We start from the raw sequence: 20,696 nt of genomic DNA, 5'->3' as shown, positions 1-20,696 counted from the left end.
AGGGAACTAAATGGAATGGCAACCGAATCGTGAAGATAAGATACCAGTTTATAAACAAATTGCTGATTACATTGAAAGAGGCATTTCTACCGGTGAATTCCCTTCTGATAGAAAATTACCTTCCGAGCGTATGTTAGCACAGAATTTACAAGTGAACCGGAGTACGGTCGTAGCTGCTTATGAGGAATTGAAATCACTTGGGGTAGTAGAACGGAAAAAAGGAAGCGGCACTCGGGTGAATACAGATATATGGGGTGTGTCACATAAACGAATACCGAACTGGGGTAGGTACGTTGAGGATGGATCGTTCTTACCTAATGTACCACTTGTTCAACAAATTCGAACGGAAACACAAAAAGATGATTTAATCAATTTAGCGAGTGGTGAATTGTCATCAGATTTAATTCCGAGTGATAGATTTCGAACAATTTTGTCGGAGAAAACATTTATGGGAAATCTCGGTTATGACCATCCGCTTGGAAATGAAATGTTGCGAAAAACCATTGCGGCACATGTCGAGCAATATAAACAAATAGAAGCAGATTCAAGCTCTATTCTTATTACATCTGGAGCTCAGCAAGCACTTAATCTTATCGTTCAATGTTTGTTAAAGCCTGGAGATGCGATTGCAATTGAGGATCCCTCCTATTGTTATTCACTTCCGATGTTTAAATCAGCAGGTTTAAAAATATTCCGTTTACCAGTTGATCAGCATGGTATGAATCCAGATGACTTAATCGATTTGCACAAAAAGCATCGCATTCGGATGGTGTTTTTAAATCCGGATTATCAAAATCCAACTGGAACGGTACTTTCATTGGCAAGACGTAAAAAGGTTTTAGAACTATCTTCTGAATTTGGTATACCGATTGTAGAAGATGATCCGTATAGTTTGACTTCTTTTAATGGAGAAGTGAATCCAACATTGAAATCGATGGATCAAAATGGGAATGTTCTTTATGTGAGCTCATTATCAAAAATTGTTGCATCAGGATTACGTATTGGTTGGGTAATTGGCCCCACGCGCGTAATTGAGAGATTGGCAGATGCGAAGCAGCAAGTTGATTTCGGTCATAGTGTATTTACACAGTGGGTAGCGAACCAATTTTTAGAATCTGAGGATTTTCATACGCATATTACGATGCTCCGTGGACAACTGAAACAAAGAAGAGATGAGTTAATTAGAAAGCTTGAAGAAATATTAGGGGACCAGATTGAATTTTTTGTTCCTGAGGGCGGAATACATTTATGGTGCAAAGTGCAAGGAACGTTTGATGAATATCATTTACTAGGTGAATCTATACAAAATGGTGTAGCATTTGTCCCAGGAAGCGTCCTAGGTTCGAAAAGTGAATATATCCGATTTACTTTTGGCAGAGCGAATGTAGAACAAATTCAGCTTGGAGTTACAAGGTTTGCGGAAACATTAAATGAGATTTCATAATAGCGAAGCGTAATATGGAAATGAGGGAAAGAAATGAAGTACGTGACGCTTTTACTTCAAGTAGGCGTGCTATATGTGTTTAGCTTAGCTGGTACGTGGATTCAAGGAGTATTCCATCTGTCGATGCCAGGAAGTTTAATAGGGATGTTAATATTGTTTCTACTCCTTTCTACTCGTATTTTTCCATTAAAGTGGTTTGAGGTAGGGGCAGAAAAGTTAATAGTATTTTTACCGTTATTTCTAATTCCTTCGACAACAGGATTAATGGAATATGGATCTTTTCTTTTAAGTAAGGGGAGTGTTATATTCCTTTTAGTAATTGTAAGTACGGTAGTAACATTGATTGTTTCAGGGTATGTAAGTCAATTATTAGTAACATCAAAAAAATAAAATCGACAAGGTGCACGATTCAAATGGTCTTAATTATTATTACTGTAGTAATTTATTTATTGGCGACAAAGTTATATAAAAAATTTACGTTTCCATTTACGTTACCGGTATTAACAGTTACAGCAATTATGATTTGCTTATTTTTGATATTTGGTATTTCTCATCATGAGTATAAGGAAAATGGGGGAGACATTCTTTCAGGTTTTTTGAGTCCTGCAATTGTAGCGTTAGCCATACCGCTATTTAAAGAGCGAAAGATACTTATGAAAAACTTTTTAGCGATACTAATCGGCGTAGTGATAGGTATAGTGGCTTTAACGAGTATGAATATAGTGATTGGTGGGATTTTAAATATAGATAAGGAACTTATATTAACAACTTTACCACAATTAGCGACAATGCCTATTGCCATTTCATTAGCGGATCAAATTGGTGGCATTCCATCTATGACTTCTAGTTTTGTAGTTGTTGCAGGAATAACAGGTGCTATTATCGGACCGACAGTACTTAAGTTTTTCCGTATAACAAGTACGATTGGAAAAGGAGTGGGGATGGGCTGCGCATCACATATTATTGGTGTGAGCCGTCTAGTGAAAGAAGGAGAGAAAGAGGCAACTATCGGTTCGGTAACGATGATTGTAACAGGGATACTTATTAGTATATTAGTACCTTATGGAGTGGAATTTTTATTTTGAAAATTAATGAATCGTAATAAGGAGTATAACACTACTCATTTTAGAGCGTAATGGAGATGATTAAAATGACAACATGGTTTATAGTTACATTATTTATTTTTGGTGCTCTTAAAGTACTAGTTTCTAGTATGCCAACTTCTGTTGTAGAATCAATTATTAGTAGATTTGAGTTACACCAAAAACTTGATGAGGAAAATACTACTGTAACGGTAGATGGGGAAAGTATAGAAGGAAAAATGAAACTTCAAGTTATTCATGAATTTAACGAGGCTTTATTTTTAGATAAACATTATTTTCCGCCGCAAGGGAATGGTACACCGATAGTCATGGAGACGAAGAAAGGAAAAAGAGAGATTAGATTTTCTATATATAGCTACGAGGAACACGTTGATGTAGTAAAGCAATATAAGAAGAAAGTAGTTGCATATCGTTTGCGATCAAAAAGCCTTCAAAGTCGTTCAGTAGCAGTGACTGAAGATTATGCTTAAGGAGAGACCGTTATTATAACGGTCTCTTTATTTTTGCATCCAAGTATATAATTTCCAAATAAGAGAAAAGAAAATGATATATCCAAATAAAGAATAAGCATGATGCCAATTCCCGTTATGTACAAATAAACCTAACCTCTCAGCAACTTGTTCAAAAATACTAGCACAAAGCCCTATTAAAATAATAAATAGAGTTCTAGAAACTGCAGATAATGTTTTTGAAATTTGTATGAAAATGATTGTTAAAATTGGTAGCACAAACAACGTAAAGCCTATGTTAACTGAAAATATAGATGAGAAAGGTCTAACTGGAAAGGAATATATTTGTGTATGCACAAAGAAAGCATCTAAGCAAGTTCCAATAATAGAAGAAAGTAAGACTGTAACTAATAATGCTAAAAAGTCATTCTTCTTCTCGAAGGAGGACATTTTTCTTTGCGAGAATTGCGAGTTCAATTTTTTCGAGTGTTTTGCAGTAGTCTTCTGTAATTTTTCCATTTATATTTTCCTCCTTATCAACTAAATAATTTACAACTTGCCAATCGTTAAACCAATCTTCATTTTCAACTTCTTCATGTTTCATATCCCGCCATGCATAGATGAGTGCAGGGCTGTATATACGATACGCGTCACTACGTAACTGGCATTTCTTTATTCGGCGTTTATAAAACTCACGCGAAAAAGATTCATTTACACTAGAAAATAAATGGGGCCAGTAATCTTTTCTTGAGCCTGTATGTGGATGGTGATGGACCCAGTTTATTATTTGAGATAAAATATGTGTATCCCGAAATAACAATGAATACAACCGTTTTCCAAGTGAAATTCGTTCATGCAAAGAAGTGAAATGTTTCATTGTATCACCAAATAGTAATACTTTTTGCTTTTTATCATTTTCGTAAAATGGGAAAAGGATATGATTAAACTGAAAAAAATCAAAGAGTTTAAATCCAATACTATTTAATACAGTCTTTTTAAAGTGTGCATTTTGAATAACTCTTTTTTCTAAGTAGTTTTGTTCATTAATAATAGTTGCGATCGCTAATGTTTTTTTGTTACCTGTTTTCCAAAAATCGTTCCACATTGTTTCCATAAATGTAGAAACATTTAAGTGAGTGAGAAGGTGAAATAGCTTTTTTGATTTTTTTACACTTTGCTCATATAGTAAAAATTGAGGATATACATCTTGGAAAATGAGCCAATTTCCTCTTTCTAAAAAAGAGAAAAATGTAATTTGATCTTTCTCGGATAAAAGCCTCGTATATAAATCTCCCTTTAAATCTGTCATATTCCAGCCACCGTTACGTGATACGATATGCCCAAGTAGTGCCCAATGTATTTCTGGATATTGAATGTAAAATTGGTAGTATGCACGTGTTCTTGTGACGTTATTTTTATTTAGTTCTTTTGTCTGAGCTTTAATTTTATCGATGATAAGTTGCTCTTCTTTCGTTAATTTATATATGGTAACAGAAGAGATGAGATCGCTTTTTTGTTGTAACTCGTTTTTCACGTCGAATAGGGAGAGAGGGAGTGCTTTTGAGAATTCTTTAGACGTATTGTTTGAATTGCTTTGGTACATTCCATTACCTCCCTTTTCTATGAGTTTAAATGTGGTATTGGTTATGAATCATTCCATTTATCCCGCTATTAACGAGCAGTAAGACTCCCATCTCAAAAGTCGGCTAAAGCAAAGAAGTTAGGTGAGGGTGGGGCTGCTCGTAAAAGCCCGATTGATTCAACTAATAATCAGTGGGGGATGGACAAAATCCCCACTAATTAAAGTTTCACTTTATTTTATTACGAGTATAAGAAATAAATGAGCGGTGTTTTTTAAACCAGTAATATAGTTATCATTCAAACAGTATAAAGAAAATCTAATTGCTAAGAAGTGAAATGAAAAACAGAAACTATTAAAAAATAGTTTCTGTTTTTTTATTTTGTCAATTAAATGTAACAAACGACGATTATGATTTGAATCAATTGAAAATAATTCAATAACCTTAATAAATACAATTTGAATTGAAATGTATGGTAGGAGGAAAAGGAATGCTTAATAAAATAATTTTAATTACTGGTGGTACAGGTTCGTGGGGACATGAACTTATAAAACAACTATTAGAAAAATCACCGAAAGAAATTAGAGTTTTTTCAAGGAATGAAACGGTTCAGTTTGAAATGCAGCAACAGTTTATAAATGAAGAGAGATTGAAATTTATTATTGGAGATATTCGTGATAAAGAGCAACTAGTATATGCTTGCCAAGGTGTACATTATGTATTTCATCTTGCAGCTTTAAAGCATGTTCCAGTATGTGAATATTATCCTTATGAAGCTATAAAAACAAATATACATGGTACGCAAAATGTAATTGAAGCATCTATCCAGAATCAAGTTGAGAAAGTTATATATGTTTCAACTGATAAAGCGGCCGATCCATCAAATACGTATGGGATGACAAAAGCAATTGGTGAAAAATTAATGGTTCATGCGAATGTGCAAACGAAGAAAACAAAATTCATTTGTGTTCGTGGCGGAAATGTTTTAGGAACGAGTGGAAGTGTGGTACCGCTTTTTAAAAAGCAAATTAAGCAATCTTCAAAAGTAGGGATTACCGATGCAAATATGACTAGATTTTTCTTAACCATTGAAGATGCTGTTGGATTGTTATTTAAAGCAGCATCTGAAGGAAGAGGAGGAGAAATCTTTGTTATGAAAATGCCAGCATGTAAAATAACGGATTTAGCAAAAATATTGATTGAAGATTCGAAAAAAGAAAACGTGAAGATAAAAGAGGTAGGGATAAGACCTGGTGAAAAATTAAGTGAAATGCTTTTATCTGAGGTAGAGAGTAAAACAAGTATTAGTTTTGATCAAAATTATTTTGTGGTACTACCGACTATTCCTATAGAAGGACTTCAAGAATATTATGCTAGTTATCCGCTTGTGGATGTGAAGAGTTTTAGTTCTCAACAAGACTTACTTACAAAACATGAGGTGAAACAAATGTTAGAAAAAGGAGGGTTTTTACGATGAAAAGAAATGCGAGCCTTTTAATAACTGGTGCAAATGGCTTCACAGGACGTCATGCTTGCCAATATTTTTTAGAGCAGGGCTTTCATGTAATTCCTATGTTTCAAAATCGTTCACATAGAGAAAAAATCGAAAATGGTATTACTTGTGATTTAACAAATAAGAGTGAAGTAATGAAGGTAATTAAACAAATAAAACCAGACTATGTATTGCATTTAGCAGGAAGAAACTCAGTTAATGAGTCTTGGACAGCTTCTCTGGAATATATAGAGATTAACGTAATAGGGACTTTATATTTATTAGAAGCCATTAAGCAGGAAGCCTCGCATTGTAAAACATTAGTTATAGGATCTGCATTGCAAGCAGATAGTATGAAAAACATAAAAGTTTCAAATCCATATAGTTTAAGTAAAACTATGCAAGTCATTATTGCGGAGGCTTGGGGCGGATTAATGGATTCAAATATTATCATTGCAAAGCCCTCAAATTTAATTGGTCCAGGAGTATCGAATGGTGTTTGTTCAATTCTCGCAAAAAAAATGATAGATATAGAATCGGGTAGAAGTAAGGCGATTATTGAAGTAAACAGTTTGAAAGATAGTAGAGACTTTCTAGATGTACGTGATGCAGTTAAAGCGTATCATGTGTTATTACGTGATGGTATAAATGGAAAACAATATAATATTGGATCAGGAGTAAAACGCTCTTTATTAGATGTATTGGAACAATATAAAGGATTAACACAGTTGAATTTTACTATAAAAGAAACAGAGAATAGTGAGAGCGGCTCAAATGAAAGTTTAGTATTAGAGGATATAAAAAAGTTAGGTTGGGTTCCAGAAATCCCATTTCAGCAATCATTAAAAGATGTACTTGAGTATGCGAAGTGTAGTGACATCTGCATTTAATGAAAAATATAAAAGGATGTAAGAAATATATGAATTGTTATGAGACTATAAATAATCAAAATATGTTATCGCTTTCGATTGTTGATACGCTGGATTGGAAAGATGAAGAAGAACATGTTTTGCGCATCTATGAGGCGATAAATACATGTCGAGCATATGTGGAAAAGGTTAATCGAAAACCCCCAACAATAGATACAGGAACTAGTCCTGTAATCCAAGTCTTTACTCAGTATGAATGTAGTGAGTATGGAAATGATTTTTATGAACTCATCAAAGATCTTTTGCAAGACATAGGTCTGGAGTTAAAGATTTATATAAATCATAGTAAGTTAATGTACATTTGAAAGATTACTATAAAGCTAGACTTTAAATGATAAAGGTGGATATAAGTTATGAATAAAAAGATTCTCTTTACTGGGGGCGGTACAGCCGGACACGTAATGATTAATATGGTATTGATTCCTAAATTTATGGAAAAAGGATGGGGAGTTGAGTATATTGGATCTCAAAATGGAATTGAAAAAGTATTAGTTCAAAATGTTAAGTACAATAGTATTTCAACGGGGAAGCTCCGGAGATATTGGGATTGGGAGAACTTTAAAGATCCTTTTAAAATTATAAAAGGCTGCTTACAAAGTTATAAATTAATTAAGAAAATAAAGCCTGACGTTATCTTTTCGGCAGGAGGATTTGTTTCAGTTCCTGTAGTAATAGGGGCATGGTTAAATAGTGTACCTATCGTAATACGTGAACCAGATAGCACGTTAGGACTTGCAAATAAAATAGCATTACCTTTTGCTACAAAACTATGCACAACATTCCCTCATACAGGGAAGAATGTAAGTAATGAGAAAAAGGTTTATGTAGGACCAATTGTAAGGGAAGAAATTGAGAGAGGTAACGTATTACGAGGAAGAAGGTATTGTGAATTTCAGCAAGATAAACCGGTATTGTTAATAATGGGTGGGAGTCAAGGTGCTAAGTGGATAAATGATATGGTAAGGAAAAGTTTAGATACATTATTATTAAGTTTTAATATTGTTCATATGTGTGGTAAAGGGAAGGTGGATCCTTCTATCGGAATGGAAGGTTATATGCAATTTGAATATATAAGGGAAGAGTTGCCACATATACTGAATATGGCAAGTGTTGTAGTTTCCAGGGCTGGTTCTACTGCTATTTCTGAATTGTTATTTTTGAAGAAACCGATGTTGCTTATTCCGTTAACTAATGGTTCCAGTAGAGGGGATCAAGTTTTAAATGCTGACTATTTTTCTAGGCAAGGATATGCGGAAGTATTACTTCAAGATAGAATAAGCACCAGTACATTTACAGATGTGGTAAATAAGTTGTATGTAAATAAGGAGAAATATATTCAAAACATGAATGGATTTAAGAAAACAAATGAGGAGGGAATTCATCAATTAATAGATTTAATAAATGAAGTAGTTAAATAATAAAAAAAGGAAAGAAATTATAAAATGTACCCTATAGAATAGACACTGAAAAAAAGTCTATTCTATAGGGTATTTCTTGTATAATGAGAGAAAATTGGAATCGGAGAAGGTTTAAAATGACAAAAAAGCTATTTACAGAAAGAGACATTCAAATTCTATCAAATAACCCATATATAAAATCTGTAAGTCAGAAAGGTATCACTTATACAGATGAATTTAAGCGTATTTTTATTGAGGAGAATGCGAAAGGAAAACTACCCCGAAATATTTTTGAAGAATGTGGTTTTGATATAGATATGATTGGAATGAAACGAATTATGTCATCAGGAAGTAGATGGCGTGCTGCTTACAGAAAAAATGGTGTATTTGGTTTACGAGATACACGCACCGAAAACGCGGGAAGAACTCTTGAGAGAGAGCTTACGTTAGAAGAGAAGTATGCTCGTTTAGAAGCCGAACGGAACTTACTAAAGGCAGAAAATGAATTGTTAAAAAAGATCAAACTTATGGAAGGGAGGATGAGAAGGAAATAACGTTATCACCTAGTCAGAAATATATCCTGATTCGTTCTGTTATCATAAAATATAACTTAAGAAATATGGTGAGTTACTTGTGTAAAGTAGCTGGTGTATCCCGTTCGGGATACTATAATTATTTTTCCATTTCATCTCAAGAACAACGGAAACAAAAGAACGATCAAGATGAAATCGTGAAAGAAATCATATTAAAAGCACTTCGATTTAGAAATCGAAAGAAAGGGGCTCGTCAAATAAAAATGACATTGGCGGGTCATTTTCAAGTTGTCTACAATTTAAAGCGTATCCGTAGAATCATGAAGAAATATGAGATTGTCTGTCCGATTCGGAAAGCAAACCCTTATAAAAGAATGCTGAAAGCTTCAAAAGAACATCGAGTAGTGCCGAATCAATTAAATCGAGAATTTAAACAAAACACCCCAGGAAAAACACTTCTTACAGATATCACTTATTTAGTTTATGGTAAGAATAAAAGAGCTTATTTATCTACAATTTTAGATAGCTCAACCAATGAAATTTTAGCTTACCATGTTTCAGAACAGATGACATTAGACCTCGTAACAACAACTCTTCATAAACTAAAACGGAATAAGAGGATTCGATTGACTAACGGTGCATATATTCATTCAGATCAAGGAGCCCACTACACAAGCCCTACCTACCAAAAATTAGTCAAAAAGCTAAAGCTCGGACAATCTATGTCAAGAAGAGGAAACTGTTGGGATAACGCTCCACAGGAATCATTTTTTGGTCATCTGAAAGATGAAGCACATATAAAACCTTGCGAGTCTTTTACTGAGTTGAAACAAGAGATTAAGAAATATATGACGTACTATAATCACTATAGATATCAATGGAATTTAAAAAAGATGACTCCTGTTGGATACAGAAATCATCTCCTTGATGTTGCCTAACTTTTTTCAAAATGTCCTTTACAAAGGGTACAGATTATTATTTTCTTTCCTTTTTACTATAGTTGTTCAAATTCATTATTACCTATAACGATTACATTCCGTATAGAGTTATATGCATTTTGATTTACTATGGACGAATACCGTTTTCTAACAGCTTAGTAAATGCATTGGCATAAATAGGTTTACTGTAATAGTAACCTTGAATAAACTGACATTTATTTTTTTGAAGGAAATTTACGTGTTCTTTCGTTTCTACGCCTTCAGCAATGACAGACATTCCTAATGTATTTGCTAATGTGATGATTGTTTTAATGATTTCCATTCCATCTTCACACGTTTCAGACATTGTAATAAATTCTCTTGGGATTTTTAACGTATCGATTGGATATAAAGGTAAGTAGGCTAGGGAAGAATAGCCTGTACCAAAGTCGTCGATTGAAATGTGAATCCCTAAACTTTTTAGTGTACGCAGTTTTATCAATGTTTCTCTCTCATCCATCATTGCAATTCGTTCTGTTAATTCTAGATCAAGGGAACTTGCTGGTAAGCCTGTAGTTGCTAAAGTAGAAGAAATAGATTTTACAAATCCTTCTTGTTCAAATTCTTTAGCAGATAAATTTACCCCTATTTTTAAATGCGAATATCCGAGTGCGTGCCAACGTTTCATTTGCTCACAAGCCTGCTGTAATGTCCATTTTCCTATTGGAATAATTTGTAGTGTTTCTTCTGCAATCGGAATAAACTCGTATGGAGAAATAACACCTAATTCAGGATGATTCCACCTGATTAAAGCTTCTGCACCGATAATTTTATTAGATTCACTATCAACTTGAGGTTGATACAAAAGGAACAATTCTTCATTTTGTATTGCGTTTGGTAAATCTTTTTCTAATCGTAATCGTCTTTCGATTTTTTTAGCGATTACATCGTCATAAATAGAGACAGAGTTAAGCTCTTTTGCCTTTGCATCATACATTGCAACATTAGCGTTTTTCAGAAGTGTAGCGGTATCGATTCCGGAATGTGGATAAATGGAGATACCGATACTCAGTGATAAAGTTAATTTATGCTCATGTATGACAAACGGCTTTTCCATGCTTTCAAATAATTGGTTACATAACTCGAATAAGGAATCTTCGTCAGTATAGTTTTCAATTAAGATTGTAAACTCATCACCACCGATTCTTGAAAGATGAGTATGTGATGGAAGACATGATTGGAATCGCTTTGCTACTTCTTCTAATATGTAATCACCTGACGAATGTCCAAGTGTATCGTTAATTACTTTAAAGCGATCTAAATCTAAATATAATAATGCAAACTCACTGTGTGTTGTTTGAGCATTTTTTATAAATTTTCTTAGCTTCCTATGGAAAAAGGATCGATTCCCAATTTTCGTTACAGTATCGTGGAATGCTAAATATTTTATTTCTTCTTGTTGTTTTTTTAGTGCGGTAATATCCTTTACCATAATATAGCTTCCTGAAATTTGTCCATCTATCATAATAGGAACGATGGTAACGTATAAAAAATAAGTAAAGCCATCTTTATATTGAGAACTAAGTTGTAAGGATGCTGATTCTTGTTGTTTAACTTTTTCTAATGCAGATATCAGTTTATGTTTATCTGCATCTAAAATAATAGAAAAACATGTCTCACCAAGTAACTCGTTCGTTGGTGCTCCAAGTAGTATACTTCCTGCTTTATTTACATTTAAGAATATTCCATTTAAATCAATCGTAAAAATGGGATCAGGATGATATTCATATAATGATTTGAATTTTTGTTGTTTCTGAGATAGGGCCTCTGATTTATGGACTAAATCAGAAGTTCTTAAAGTAACTTTTTCTTCTAGTTGAGCATTAAATACTTGTAAACGTTTTGTTAGGGTGTCGTTTTGCATACGCACAATAGAATGGCGAATAAGTACGAAAACAAAAGCGATACAATTTCCTGTAATGAGAGTTGAAGACGATGTTTGTTCTTTTAACGTAAACCCGATTAGTATTGCAACAGCAAGATAGGGAAATACGACTAAAACTTTCTTTCCTAGTATAGGGTTTACAATGAAATAATTTTTATGGCTATTATCATCTTCTGAAATAGACCCAGCTATTGCGATAAGCAATATAGGTATTCTATATAAAAGACGTAAAAATGTTATAGTGTCAGTTGATAAATGGGTATTTAAGTAAAAATAAATATAGTTAAAAGTTGCAGAACTAATCAATACAAAAATAAAGATATAAATTTTCCGCTTGGACTTAAAAATTGTTGGGCGGAAAAAGAGACTAACACCTAGTAGAAGAAATAATAGATCTGCAATTGGATATAGAAATGAAAGGAAAATATCTCCGAGTGAAAGTGAAAATATATTTAAATTTGGCTGATTAAATAAATACCATTCTAATGTGAATATGGAAGTAAGTACTATACATATATCACAAATAAAGAAAGCTTTTTCCCATTTATTGCATTCTTTTAAAATCTTATAGCAAAAAGCGATAAGGCAGAAGAATAGAAAAAACATGTAAAATACATCAGAAATAGTAAAATGATGTATTGGAAGTTCGAAAAAGGTATCTTGATACGTATATACTACTTTTCCTAATAAAAAACTACCAATTGCAATTGTAATACATATCCAAAAAGGATTTGAACTAACTTTTTTAGAGTATATAGAGTAAATTAGCGATATAAATGTAATGACTTCAACGATGAGTGAAGCGAAGCGTACATTGAAATTTGAAAAATTAGTAGGGAACAGAAAGAAAAACATAAAATAGATTGAATAGCATATTAATGTTGTGATTAATATACATAGCTGTAAATTTTTATTTAATTTCAAAAAAATCACCTTCTTTAAGTATGTACTATATTCGTAATATCTGTACATAATAATATTACTTAAGGATTGTATCAGATTTCCTTATAAAAAGCATGCTTATAAGGAAAAAAATAAGAGTGCAATAATTCTTGAAAATGAAAAAACACTACATTTAATGATTTTTAGTGTATCAAGATTTTAGATGGGAATTGTATATTTAGTCATCCAGTATATTTTAAAGGTTTTTTAGTGCTTTGCAAGTGGAGATGCAAATTTGCATATAAAATGATGGGATTTTCTTTCTAGGTGAGTTTTTGATTGTTATAGGCTAGTAAGTAACACCTTTGTATGTATCTATTTTCATACTAATGAGGGATTTCAAAAATGTTTTAAGTATATACAATAAAATATAGTCATTCATTACGTTTTTAGTATGGGAGGAAAAGCATGAAAAATTGGGTGAAGTTTCGAATAGCACGTCCAACAGATAAGTTTGAAGAGGTTATAGCATTCTATGAAAAAGGATTAGGTTTAAAGCGTATAGGTGAATTTTACGGTCATGAAGGTTACGATGGCGTCATGTTTGGACTACCAGATGAAGAATATCATTTAGAATTTACAAGATATATAGATGGGAGCCCATGTCCAGCTCCAACAAAAGATAACTTACTTGTATTTTACATGCGAGAAGATAGTGAAATGAAAAAAGTGAGTAAAAGGCTGCATACAATGGGGTATGGTGAAGTAGAACCAGAAAATCCGTATTGGAAAGAAAAGGGGATAACGATAGAAGATCCGGATGGTTGGAGAATTGTATTGATGAAAATAGAAGAATGAGGTGTGGCGAAACTAGAGGAGAAAGACGTTTCGAGTTTTGATAGTGTAAAAGAAAATATATATAAGCTTCCTTGAATGGGATAAAATCAAGGGGAAGCTTTTTTGTGAATTTATCTGAAAATTAACATTTGATAATTTGTTCTGGAAAGATATGAAATAAGAACGTATATTCTTATGGGTTGATAGTCATGTCTTTAAAGAGGGATATAGAAAAGGGAGGAATTATGAATACATATATCTATATGGTTAGGCATGGTGAATCGCCAAAATTAGAAGGAAATGAAAGAACACGTGGATTAACTGAGAAGGGAATTTTAGATGCTCAAAGAATAACTGAGATATTAGAAACAGAGGGAATTAATACTTTCATTTCAAGTCCGTATAAGAGGGCTATGTTAACGATAGAAGAGTCAGCGAATCTCCATGAAAAAGAAATGTTAGTATATGAAGATCTTAAAGAGTGTAAGTTTTCAAATGAAAATAAAATTATATCGGATAAGGAAGTGTACCCACTTGTAAAGGAGATGTTTTTTAATCCAGAATATGCACTGACAGATGGAGAGTCATATGCGGATTGTCAGCGAAGAGTAGTGAGAGTGTTAAAAGAAATATTAATGAATTTTCAAGGACATAAAATTGTAATTGGTACACATGGGCTTGTAATGACACTAATGATGAACTATTTTGATAATCAATATGGACTTGAATTTTTAATGAATACATCCAAACCGGATATATATAAGCTAGAATTTAAAGAAGAGCAATTAATGAATGTAGAGAGATTATGGAGAGAAGAATGAAATGGAGTATATGGAGTGTGTTTTAAAAATTACTTTTAAAACACACTCTTTTGCATTAAGTTGAGTTTTAAATACTTTCACTAATACGTTCTTTGTTTTTGTTATTTAAAGTATGTAAGAGTTTTTGAAATACCTTAAATGAATGCTGGAATATTGGACTTTGAATAAAAGTGTATAGAAAAGTTACGATAAAAACAGGACCTCCTAGCATGAATCCAATGACTAGTACAAAGCATTCTACAATGATTCGAGCACGGCTAATAGATAACCCAGTTTTGTCAGAAATGGTAAGCATGAATCCATCGCGGGGTCCAGCACCAATGCCAGCCGCGACGTACATGCCGCCCCCAATTCCTGTAATTGCAATACCAGAAAATAAAATGAGTAAGTTTATCCATAAATAATCACTAGCGTTTGGAAGGATTTTTGATTGTAAGAAAAAGTCCATAATAGGACCGATAAGTAGTGCATTTAAAAATGTGCCCACGTTTATATATTTTCGATCTACTAGTAAAGAGATAAGAACGAGACATAATCCACATATGACACTCCAAGTACCAATTGTCCACCCAAACCGTTGGTAGAGAGCCATATTTAAAACTTCCCAAGGATGTAAACCGAGGAATTTAACTTTGACTGCGAGAGCATTTCCAAGTCCAAAAAAAATTAATCCTAGGAAAAAAAGAAAATAGCGAAAGAGAGTTAGCCTCATCTTTAAAACCTCCCAATATATAATGATGTATATTACATGTTTGAATTTAAATGTACAAATGTTATGTCTTTTTATGATTTATTAAAAATGTAAATGGATATATATTTTCACAGTCAAAAAAGTTAAAATATTTCGTTATAAGGATTATAATAGAGAGAGAACTATAAAAGGAGTGAATGAATTTGAAACAAGAACTTATTGAAAGATTTACGAGATATGTAAAGATTGATACACAATCAAATGAAGAAAGTCATACAGTGCCTACAACACCAGGGCAAATTGAGTTTGGTAAGTTATTAGTGGAAGAGTTGAAAGAGATTGGGTTATCAGAAGTGACGATGGATGAAAATGGTTACGTAATGGCAACACTGCCTGCTAATACAGATAAGGATGTTCCTGTAATCGGCTTTTTAGCTCATTTAGACACAGCAACAGATTTTACAGGGAAAAACGTAAAACCACAAATTCATGAAAATTTTGATGGTAATGCGATTACGTTAAATGAAGAATTAAATGTTGTGTTAACACCTGAACAGTTCCCGGAATTACCATCATATAAAGGACATACAATTATTACAACTGATGGTACAACACTTCTTGGAGCAGATGATAAAGCTGGTCTTACAGAAATCATGGTCGCAATGAATTATTTAATACATAATCCGCAAATTAAGCATGGAAAAATAAGAGTAGCATTTACACCGGATGAAGAAATTGGCCGTGGACCATCGCATTTTGATGTAGAAGCGTTTGGTGCATCGTTTGCTTATACAATGGACGGAGGTCCCTTAGGTGGTTTAGAATATGAGAGTTTTAACGCTGCAAGTGCCAAATTAACTTTTAGAGGGACAAATACACATCCTGGAACAGCGAAAAACAAAATGCGTAACGCAAGTAAACTCGCTATGGAATTCGATAGACAGTTGCCAGTAGAAGAGGCGCCAGAATATACAGAGGGATATGAAGGGTTTTATCATTTACTCTCTTTAAATGGTGATGTCGAGCAAAGTAAAGCTTACTATATTATTCGAGATTTTGATCGTAATCATTTTGAAGCGCGTAAAAATAACATTAAAGATATTGTGAAAAACATGCAAGAGAAGTACAGCGAAGATGCAATCGTTTTAGAGATGAATGATCAGTATTATAATATGCTTGAAAAAATTGAACCGGTGAGAGAAATTGTTGATATTGCGTATGAGGCAATGAAAAGTTTAAATATTGAACCGAATATTCATCCAATTCGCGGTGGAACAGATGGATCGCAATTATCATATATGGGATTACCAACGCCAAATATTTTCACTGGTGGTGAAAACTATCACGGTAAATTTGAGTATGTTTCGGTAGATACTATGGAAAAAGCTGTTCAAGTAATTGTAGAAATCGCAAGACGATTTGAAGAACAAGCTTAAAAAGAGAACCAAGTAGTAATGAAGTGCTACTTGGTTCTTTTCTATAGTAAAAAATACAAAGTGAAACTTGTTACAAGACGTTTGTAAAAGGGGGAAATGTTATGAGTGAAAATCAGTTTCATGGTTATATAGGGACATATACCAAAGCAGAGAGTAAGGGGATTTATAAATTTATACTTGATACGAACATCGGAGAACTTAAAGGGATTGAATTAGCAGCTCATATAGGAAGTCCGACATATGTAACGATTAGTCATAACAACGAGTACCTTTATTCTGTTTCGAAAGATAATGGGTTAGGTGGAATTGCTAGTTTTTCTATTCATAATAAATCCGGTAATCTAAATTCGATTAGCATGCAAGTTTTAGAAGGGGCATCGCCGTGCTATGTAAGTGTGAATCGGGAGAATAGTATAGTAGTAGCAGCTAATTATCATAAAGGAACAGTAGAGTCCTATTTAGTGAAAAAGGATAATGGAAGTTTAAATGCTGCTACGGTAATTGTAGAACATAAAGGGTCAGGACCAAATAAGGAAAGGCAAGAAAAGGCACATGCTCATTATATAGATTTTACTCCTGATGAAAAATATGTAGTAGCAGTTGATTTAGGAATAGACAAGGTGATTACATATAAAGAAAGTGATGGAGAACTAATAGAAGTTACACGGTTATCTGTAAAACATGGTAGTGGTCCAAGGCATCTTATATTTCATCCAAGTGCGCAGTATGCATATGTTATGACAGAATTAAGTTCAGAGATTATTGTACTTCAATATGATGCAAAGAGTGGCAGTTTTAAAGAAAAACAATACATTTCTACATTACCTGAAGATTTTAGAAAAGATAGTTACGGAAGTGCAATTCACATTTCTTCTGATGGCAAGTTTGTTTACGCAGCAAATAGGGGACATAATAGTATCGCGGTTTTCCGAGTGAATGAGCACAATGGAGAGCTCGCTTTCATTGAAACAGTATCGACAGAAGGTGATTGGCCACGTGATTTTTCTTTAGATCCGGATGAAAAATTTTTAATTGCAGCGAATGAAAGATCTAATACTTTGACTTTATTTGCTAGGGATGAAATGACAGGGGAGCTAACGCTTGTACAGACGGACGTAAATGTTCCAGAGCCAGTATGTGTGAAGTTTTTACATGTGAAAAAATAGATAGGTTTCCCTATCTATTTTTTATTAGGAAATTTTAATATAGCACCCGCCACAAATAAAAAGTCGCGTAAGACTCCCAATTTGTCCAATTTGATGCAAATTCTTTTATTTCATTTTTAGTCGGTTTCTTTTCGGAACCTGCTATAAATTTAATTGCATTATGCAAACCAACATCATCAATTGGAAAAGCTGAAGGGAATCGTAAACAACGCATCAAAACATAGTGAGCTGTCCATGGCCCTATACCGCGAATGCTAGTTAATTGTTTTTCAGCTTGCTTCACATCTTGTATTTGTAATAGAGATTCTTTTGATAATTTACCTTCTGTAATGAGCTGCGCGACGTCAATTAAGTATTCGCACTTTCTTGTAGTCATTTTTAATGTTGCGAGATCTTCTACATCTAAATTTGCTATTACTTCAGGTGATGGGAATATCCAATGTTTTCTACCGTTCCAATCTACATAATCGCCAAAATTTTCGACTAATCTTCTTTTTAGAGTATAGGCATATGTGAGGTTGATTTGTTGACCTAGAATCCCCCAGCATAGTGCTTCAAATAAATCTGGAATTCCCAAAGTACGAAGACCGTAAAATTCTTTAATGGGTTTTTGAAGGAGTGGGTCGTGTTTAGCTAATTTATAGAAGGGAGCTAAATCAGTAGTTAAATCAAACCACTCTTTTACATAGTTAGATACGGCATCGTGTGCCCATTTTTCAGAGACATATGATTCTCCTAAAAAACGTATTTGAATATTACTATCGGCATTAAAACCAATTTCAACTAATGGATTTATGTTTTGAACAGGAATGACTTTATAGATTTTATTATTTTCAATATGAAACATACATTCATTTTTAGAACGCGATAGATAGCGTAAGTTTTCTTGAAAACTAAATTCTTTTGGAACGACTAAAGACAATATTTCATTACAATCCTCTGTCATATTTACTCCTCCCGAAGCGCTTCTAATTTGAGCAATTCTTTTTTCATTTCTAAACCACCTCTAAAACCGGTAAGTTTACCATTTTTCCCAATAACGCGGTGACAAGGAATAGTGATAAGCAGAGGATTTGCCCCAACGGCAGTCCCAACTGCACGTACAGCGTTAGGTTTTTGAATTTTTTCCGCAATCTCTGAATAAGAATGTGTCTCCCCATAAGGAATTTCACGTACCGTATTCCAAACAGCTAATTGAAATGCAGTTCCGTAAACATCGATAGGAATTGTAAAGGTTTCTAGTTTGGTTTCCAAATACTCGATAAGTTCTTTTGCATATGTTTGCAGATAATCTGGATTTTGGATGAATGTATGTTGTGGCAGTTTTTTGCTAGCCCACGTATTTAGTTCTTCAAAAGTTTCATTTTGCGATCCGATGAAGCATAATCCATTTGAAGTAGCTGCAGTATGCATACGCCAATGTTTATGAATAAGCAATGTCCAATATATAGTTTTATTTTCATATGGTTTCATTATTTCATACCTCTTTTATTCCGTTCTTTTTTCGATATTCAGTAGGGGTAAATCCTGTCTTCTTTTTAAATAAAGTCGCGAAATAATCCGGATTTTCTATCCCGACATCAGTACTAATTTCTATAATGGATTGATTTGTATGTGAAAGGTATTCTGTCGCTTTTTTAATTCTGAATTGCTGTATATATTCTATTGGACTAATCCCTACAATTTTCTTGAAAGTGCGTTGTAGATGATAAGGGCTACCATGGCATATTTCTGCGAGTAAGTCGAGGGTTAGCACGTCACAATAATGTTTTTGGATATATTCTTTAATTTGCTCTACCCATTCTTCATTAGGTAAAGTTAGCCCGTTTGGTTTACAACGTTTACACGGACGAAAATTTTCATGTAATGCTTGCTCTGCCTTAAGAAAAATACGTACATTGTTTTTATTCGGTATTCTCGATTTACATGATGGTCGGCAAAAAATACCGGTTGATTTTACAGCGTAAAAGAATTTGTCATCATATGTGGAGTCATTATGAATAATTGCTTGCCAATACTCATTTGTTACTGTGAACTCTTCATTATGCACAGAACATCACCTCTGGCATTAGTATAACCTGAATAAAGTACGTATGTACGTATTTACGAATGTAAGAGCAAGATTACAAAGATGAAACTATGATAGGGTATCTATTTTGTGTTAGCATGAAAATTGAAAATGCACATCAAGAGGAGGAACATAGATGAAGTTGATTTCATGGAATGTAAATGGTTTGCGAGCAGTTATTGCAAAAGGTGGATTTCTAGAATATCTAGAAGAATCTAATGCAGATATATTTTGTTTACAGGAAATTAAATTACAAAGTGGACAAATTGATTTAAATCCCGAGGGATATTATACATATTGGAATTATGCTGTGAAAAAAGGCTACTCAGGAACGGCTATTTTCACGAAAAAAGAACCGATTTCTGTTACATATGGTTTAGGGATTGAAGAGCATGATCAAGAAGGACGAGTTATTACGTTAGAATTTGATGATTTTTATATGATAACGCTGTATACACCAAATTCTAAACGAGGATTAGAACGTTTAGATTACAGAATGGAATGGGAAGATGATTTCAGGGCCTATATTAAGCGATTAGATGAAAAGAAACCAGTTATTTTTTGTGGAGATTTAAATGTTGCCCATAAAGAAGTAGATTTAAAAAATCCGAAAAGTAATCGGAAAAATCCTGGTTTTTCGGATGAAGAAAGAGAGAAATTCACATGTGTTTTAGAGGCGGGATTCATTGATACGTATCGCTATCTTTATCCTGATCAAGAAGGAGCGTACTCATGGTGGTCATACCGTATGGGTGCAAGAGCGAAAAATATCGGTTGGCGTTTAGACTACTTTGTGATTTCTGAAAGGCTAAAACATAAAATTACCGATGCGAAAATTAACAGTGAAATAATGGGATCAGACCATTGTCCAGTTGAATTACATATAAATTTCTAAAAAAAGAAGTATCTCGCTAATAATAGGCGGATACTTCTTTTTAATTCAGTTTGTTAAAATTTTTCAAATCATTCTTGAAATAATTGCATATTAAATATATACTTAGTAACG

Annotated in this window: 21 protein-coding genes; 14 read left to right on the top strand and 7 right to left on the bottom strand. The window is 33.4% G+C overall.

Features of this window, described 5'->3' with window-relative positions; translation table 11 throughout:
• Positions 1–10 precede the first annotated feature (10 nt).
• The 4 genes from pdxR to QCI77_RS18875 all read left to right on the top strand — a co-directional run bounded on the left by pdxR (position 11) and on the right by QCI77_RS18875 (position 3,017).
• Positions 11–1,444, top strand: a complete 1,434-nt coding sequence (gene pdxR / locus QCI77_RS18890; protein WP_002088019.1) for a MocR-like pyridoxine biosynthesis transcription factor PdxR — start codon at positions 11–13, stop codon at positions 1,442–1,444.
• A gap of 33 nt (positions 1,445–1,477) precedes the next feature.
• A complete protein-coding gene (locus tag QCI77_RS18885; RefSeq protein ID WP_353825354.1) occupies positions 1,478–1,834 on the top strand; it encodes a CidA/LrgA family holin-like protein in 357 nt (118 codons plus the stop codon).
• A gap of 23 nt (positions 1,835–1,857) precedes the next feature.
• Positions 1,858–2,529, top strand: coding sequence for an LrgB family protein (locus tag QCI77_RS18880; RefSeq protein WP_113769735.1), 672 nt, complete (start codon positions 1,858–1,860; stop codon positions 2,527–2,529).
• 65 nt (positions 2,530–2,594) lie between these two features.
• Positions 2,595–3,017: a YfmQ family protein gene (locus tag QCI77_RS18875; protein WP_113769734.1), complete on the top strand. Its 423-nt coding sequence runs from the start codon at positions 2,595–2,597 to the stop codon at positions 3,015–3,017.
• Positions 3,018–3,044: 27 nt separating this feature from the next.
• On the opposite strand, the gene QCI77_RS18870 is transcribed toward QCI77_RS18875, so the two are convergent.
• Together QCI77_RS18870 and QCI77_RS18865 are read right to left on the bottom strand one after the other, a co-directional pair.
• The gene (locus tag QCI77_RS18870; RefSeq protein ID WP_044442960.1) at positions 3,045–3,446 is read right to left on the bottom strand and encodes a CBO0543 family protein; all 402 of its coding nucleotides are present in this window, start codon (positions 3,444–3,446) and stop codon (positions 3,045–3,047) included.
• The gene (locus tag QCI77_RS18865; protein WP_002128677.1) at positions 3,421–4,599 is read right to left on the bottom strand and encodes a DUF2515 domain-containing protein; all 1,179 of its coding nucleotides are present in this window, start codon (positions 4,597–4,599) and stop codon (positions 3,421–3,423) included. Before QCI77_RS18865 ends, QCI77_RS18870 begins: the two co-directional genes overlap by 26 nt.
• Before the next feature lie 467 nt (positions 4,600–5,066).
• Between QCI77_RS18865 and QCI77_RS18860 the strand changes: the two genes are divergently transcribed.
• The 5 genes from QCI77_RS18860 (at position 5,067) to QCI77_RS18840 (ending at position 9,865) form a co-directional block, all read left to right on the top strand.
• Positions 5,067–6,053 carry a UDP-N-acetylglucosamine 4,6-dehydratase family protein gene (locus QCI77_RS18860; RefSeq protein WP_353825353.1) on the top strand — a complete coding sequence of 329 codons (987 nt, stop codon included), beginning with the start codon at positions 5,067–5,069 and terminating at the stop codon, positions 6,051–6,053.
• A complete protein-coding gene (locus QCI77_RS18855; RefSeq protein WP_002128673.1) occupies positions 6,050–6,958 on the top strand; it encodes an SDR family oxidoreductase in 909 nt (302 codons plus the stop codon). Before QCI77_RS18860 ends, QCI77_RS18855 begins: the two co-directional genes overlap by 4 nt.
• A 29-nt stretch (positions 6,959–6,987) precedes the next feature.
• The gene (locus QCI77_RS18850; protein ID WP_113769732.1) at positions 6,988–7,302 is read left to right on the top strand and encodes a DUF6572 domain-containing protein; all 315 of its coding nucleotides are present in this window, start codon (positions 6,988–6,990) and stop codon (positions 7,300–7,302) included.
• Between the two features lie 48 nt (positions 7,303–7,350).
• Positions 7,351–8,415, top strand: a complete 1,065-nt coding sequence (locus QCI77_RS18845) for an undecaprenyldiphospho-muramoylpentapeptide beta-N-acetylglucosaminyltransferase (RefSeq protein WP_353825352.1) — start codon at positions 7,351–7,353, stop codon at positions 8,413–8,415.
• A gap of 116 nt (positions 8,416–8,531) precedes the next feature.
• Positions 8,532–9,865 (top strand): IS3 family transposase gene (locus QCI77_RS18840; protein ID WP_113770855.1). Its coding sequence is split into 2 segments (ribosomal slippage): positions 8,532–8,919 and positions 8,919–9,865, totalling 1,335 coding nucleotides; the frame shifts between segments, so codons are not numbered across the junction.
• Between the two features lie 127 nt (positions 9,866–9,992).
• On the opposite strand, the gene QCI77_RS18835 is transcribed toward QCI77_RS18840, so the two are convergent.
• Positions 9,993–12,713, bottom strand: a complete 2,721-nt coding sequence (locus QCI77_RS18835; protein ID WP_353825351.1) for a putative bifunctional diguanylate cyclase/phosphodiesterase — start codon at positions 12,711–12,713, stop codon at positions 9,993–9,995.
• A gap of 426 nt (positions 12,714–13,139) precedes the next feature.
• On the opposite strand from QCI77_RS18835, the gene QCI77_RS18830 reads away from it, so the two are divergent.
• Both QCI77_RS18830 and QCI77_RS18825 read left to right on the top strand, forming a co-directional pair.
• On the top strand, positions 13,140–13,529 hold the full coding sequence (locus QCI77_RS18830; RefSeq protein WP_002014647.1) for a VOC family protein: 390 nt from the start codon (positions 13,140–13,142) through the stop codon (positions 13,527–13,529).
• A gap of 224 nt (positions 13,530–13,753) precedes the next feature.
• Complete coding sequence (locus QCI77_RS18825) at positions 13,754–14,329, top strand: histidine phosphatase family protein (protein ID WP_002142816.1); 576 nt, start codon at positions 13,754–13,756, stop codon at positions 14,327–14,329.
• A gap of 67 nt (positions 14,330–14,396) precedes the next feature.
• On the opposite strand, the gene QCI77_RS18820 is transcribed toward QCI77_RS18825, so the two are convergent.
• Positions 14,397–15,041: a YczE/YyaS/YitT family protein gene (locus tag QCI77_RS18820; protein ID WP_353825350.1), complete on the bottom strand. Its 645-nt coding sequence runs from the start codon at positions 15,039–15,041 to the stop codon at positions 14,397–14,399.
• Between the two features lie 182 nt (positions 15,042–15,223).
• Between QCI77_RS18820 and pepT the strand changes: the two genes are divergently transcribed.
• Together pepT and QCI77_RS18810 are read left to right on the top strand one after the other, a co-directional pair.
• The gene (gene pepT, locus QCI77_RS18815) at positions 15,224–16,456 is read left to right on the top strand and encodes a peptidase T (protein WP_113769729.1); all 1,233 of its coding nucleotides are present in this window, start codon (positions 15,224–15,226) and stop codon (positions 16,454–16,456) included.
• Positions 16,457–16,557: 101 nt separating this feature from the next.
• Positions 16,558–17,622, top strand: coding sequence for a lactonase family protein (locus tag QCI77_RS18810; RefSeq protein ID WP_113769728.1), 1,065 nt, complete (start codon positions 16,558–16,560; stop codon positions 17,620–17,622).
• A 34-nt stretch (positions 17,623–17,656) separates the two neighbouring features.
• Here QCI77_RS18810 and QCI77_RS18805 read toward each other — a convergent pair whose 3' ends face one another.
• Genes QCI77_RS18805 through QCI77_RS18795 form a run of 3 tightly spaced genes read right to left on the bottom strand, consistent with a single transcriptional unit; the run spans position 17,657 to position 19,672 of the window.
• The gene (locus QCI77_RS18805) at positions 17,657–18,568 is read right to left on the bottom strand and encodes a DNA-3-methyladenine glycosylase 2 (RefSeq protein ID WP_113769727.1); all 912 of its coding nucleotides are present in this window, start codon (positions 18,566–18,568) and stop codon (positions 17,657–17,659) included.
• A 2-nt stretch (positions 18,569–18,570) separates the two neighbouring features.
• Positions 18,571–19,095, bottom strand: coding sequence for a methylated-DNA--[protein]-cysteine S-methyltransferase (locus QCI77_RS18800; RefSeq protein ID WP_113769726.1), 525 nt, complete (start codon positions 19,093–19,095; stop codon positions 18,571–18,573).
• 4 nt (positions 19,096–19,099) lie between these two features.
• On the bottom strand, positions 19,100–19,672 hold the full coding sequence (locus tag QCI77_RS18795; protein WP_113769725.1) for a bifunctional transcriptional activator/DNA repair enzyme AdaA: 573 nt from the start codon (positions 19,670–19,672) through the stop codon (positions 19,100–19,102).
• 154 nt (positions 19,673–19,826) lie between these two features.
• On the opposite strand from QCI77_RS18795, the gene QCI77_RS18790 reads away from it, so the two are divergent.
• Complete coding sequence (locus QCI77_RS18790; RefSeq protein WP_002033648.1) at positions 19,827–20,585, top strand: exodeoxyribonuclease III; 759 nt, start codon at positions 19,827–19,829, stop codon at positions 20,583–20,585.
• Positions 20,586–20,696 lie beyond the last annotated feature (111 nt).

Source organism: Bacillus cereus group sp. MG9 (assembly GCF_040459995.1).
Classification (GTDB): Bacteria; Bacillota; Bacilli; order Bacillales; family Bacillaceae_G; genus Bacillus_A; species Bacillus_A mycoides.
This window is presented reverse-complemented; position numbering and strand designations above follow the sequence as displayed.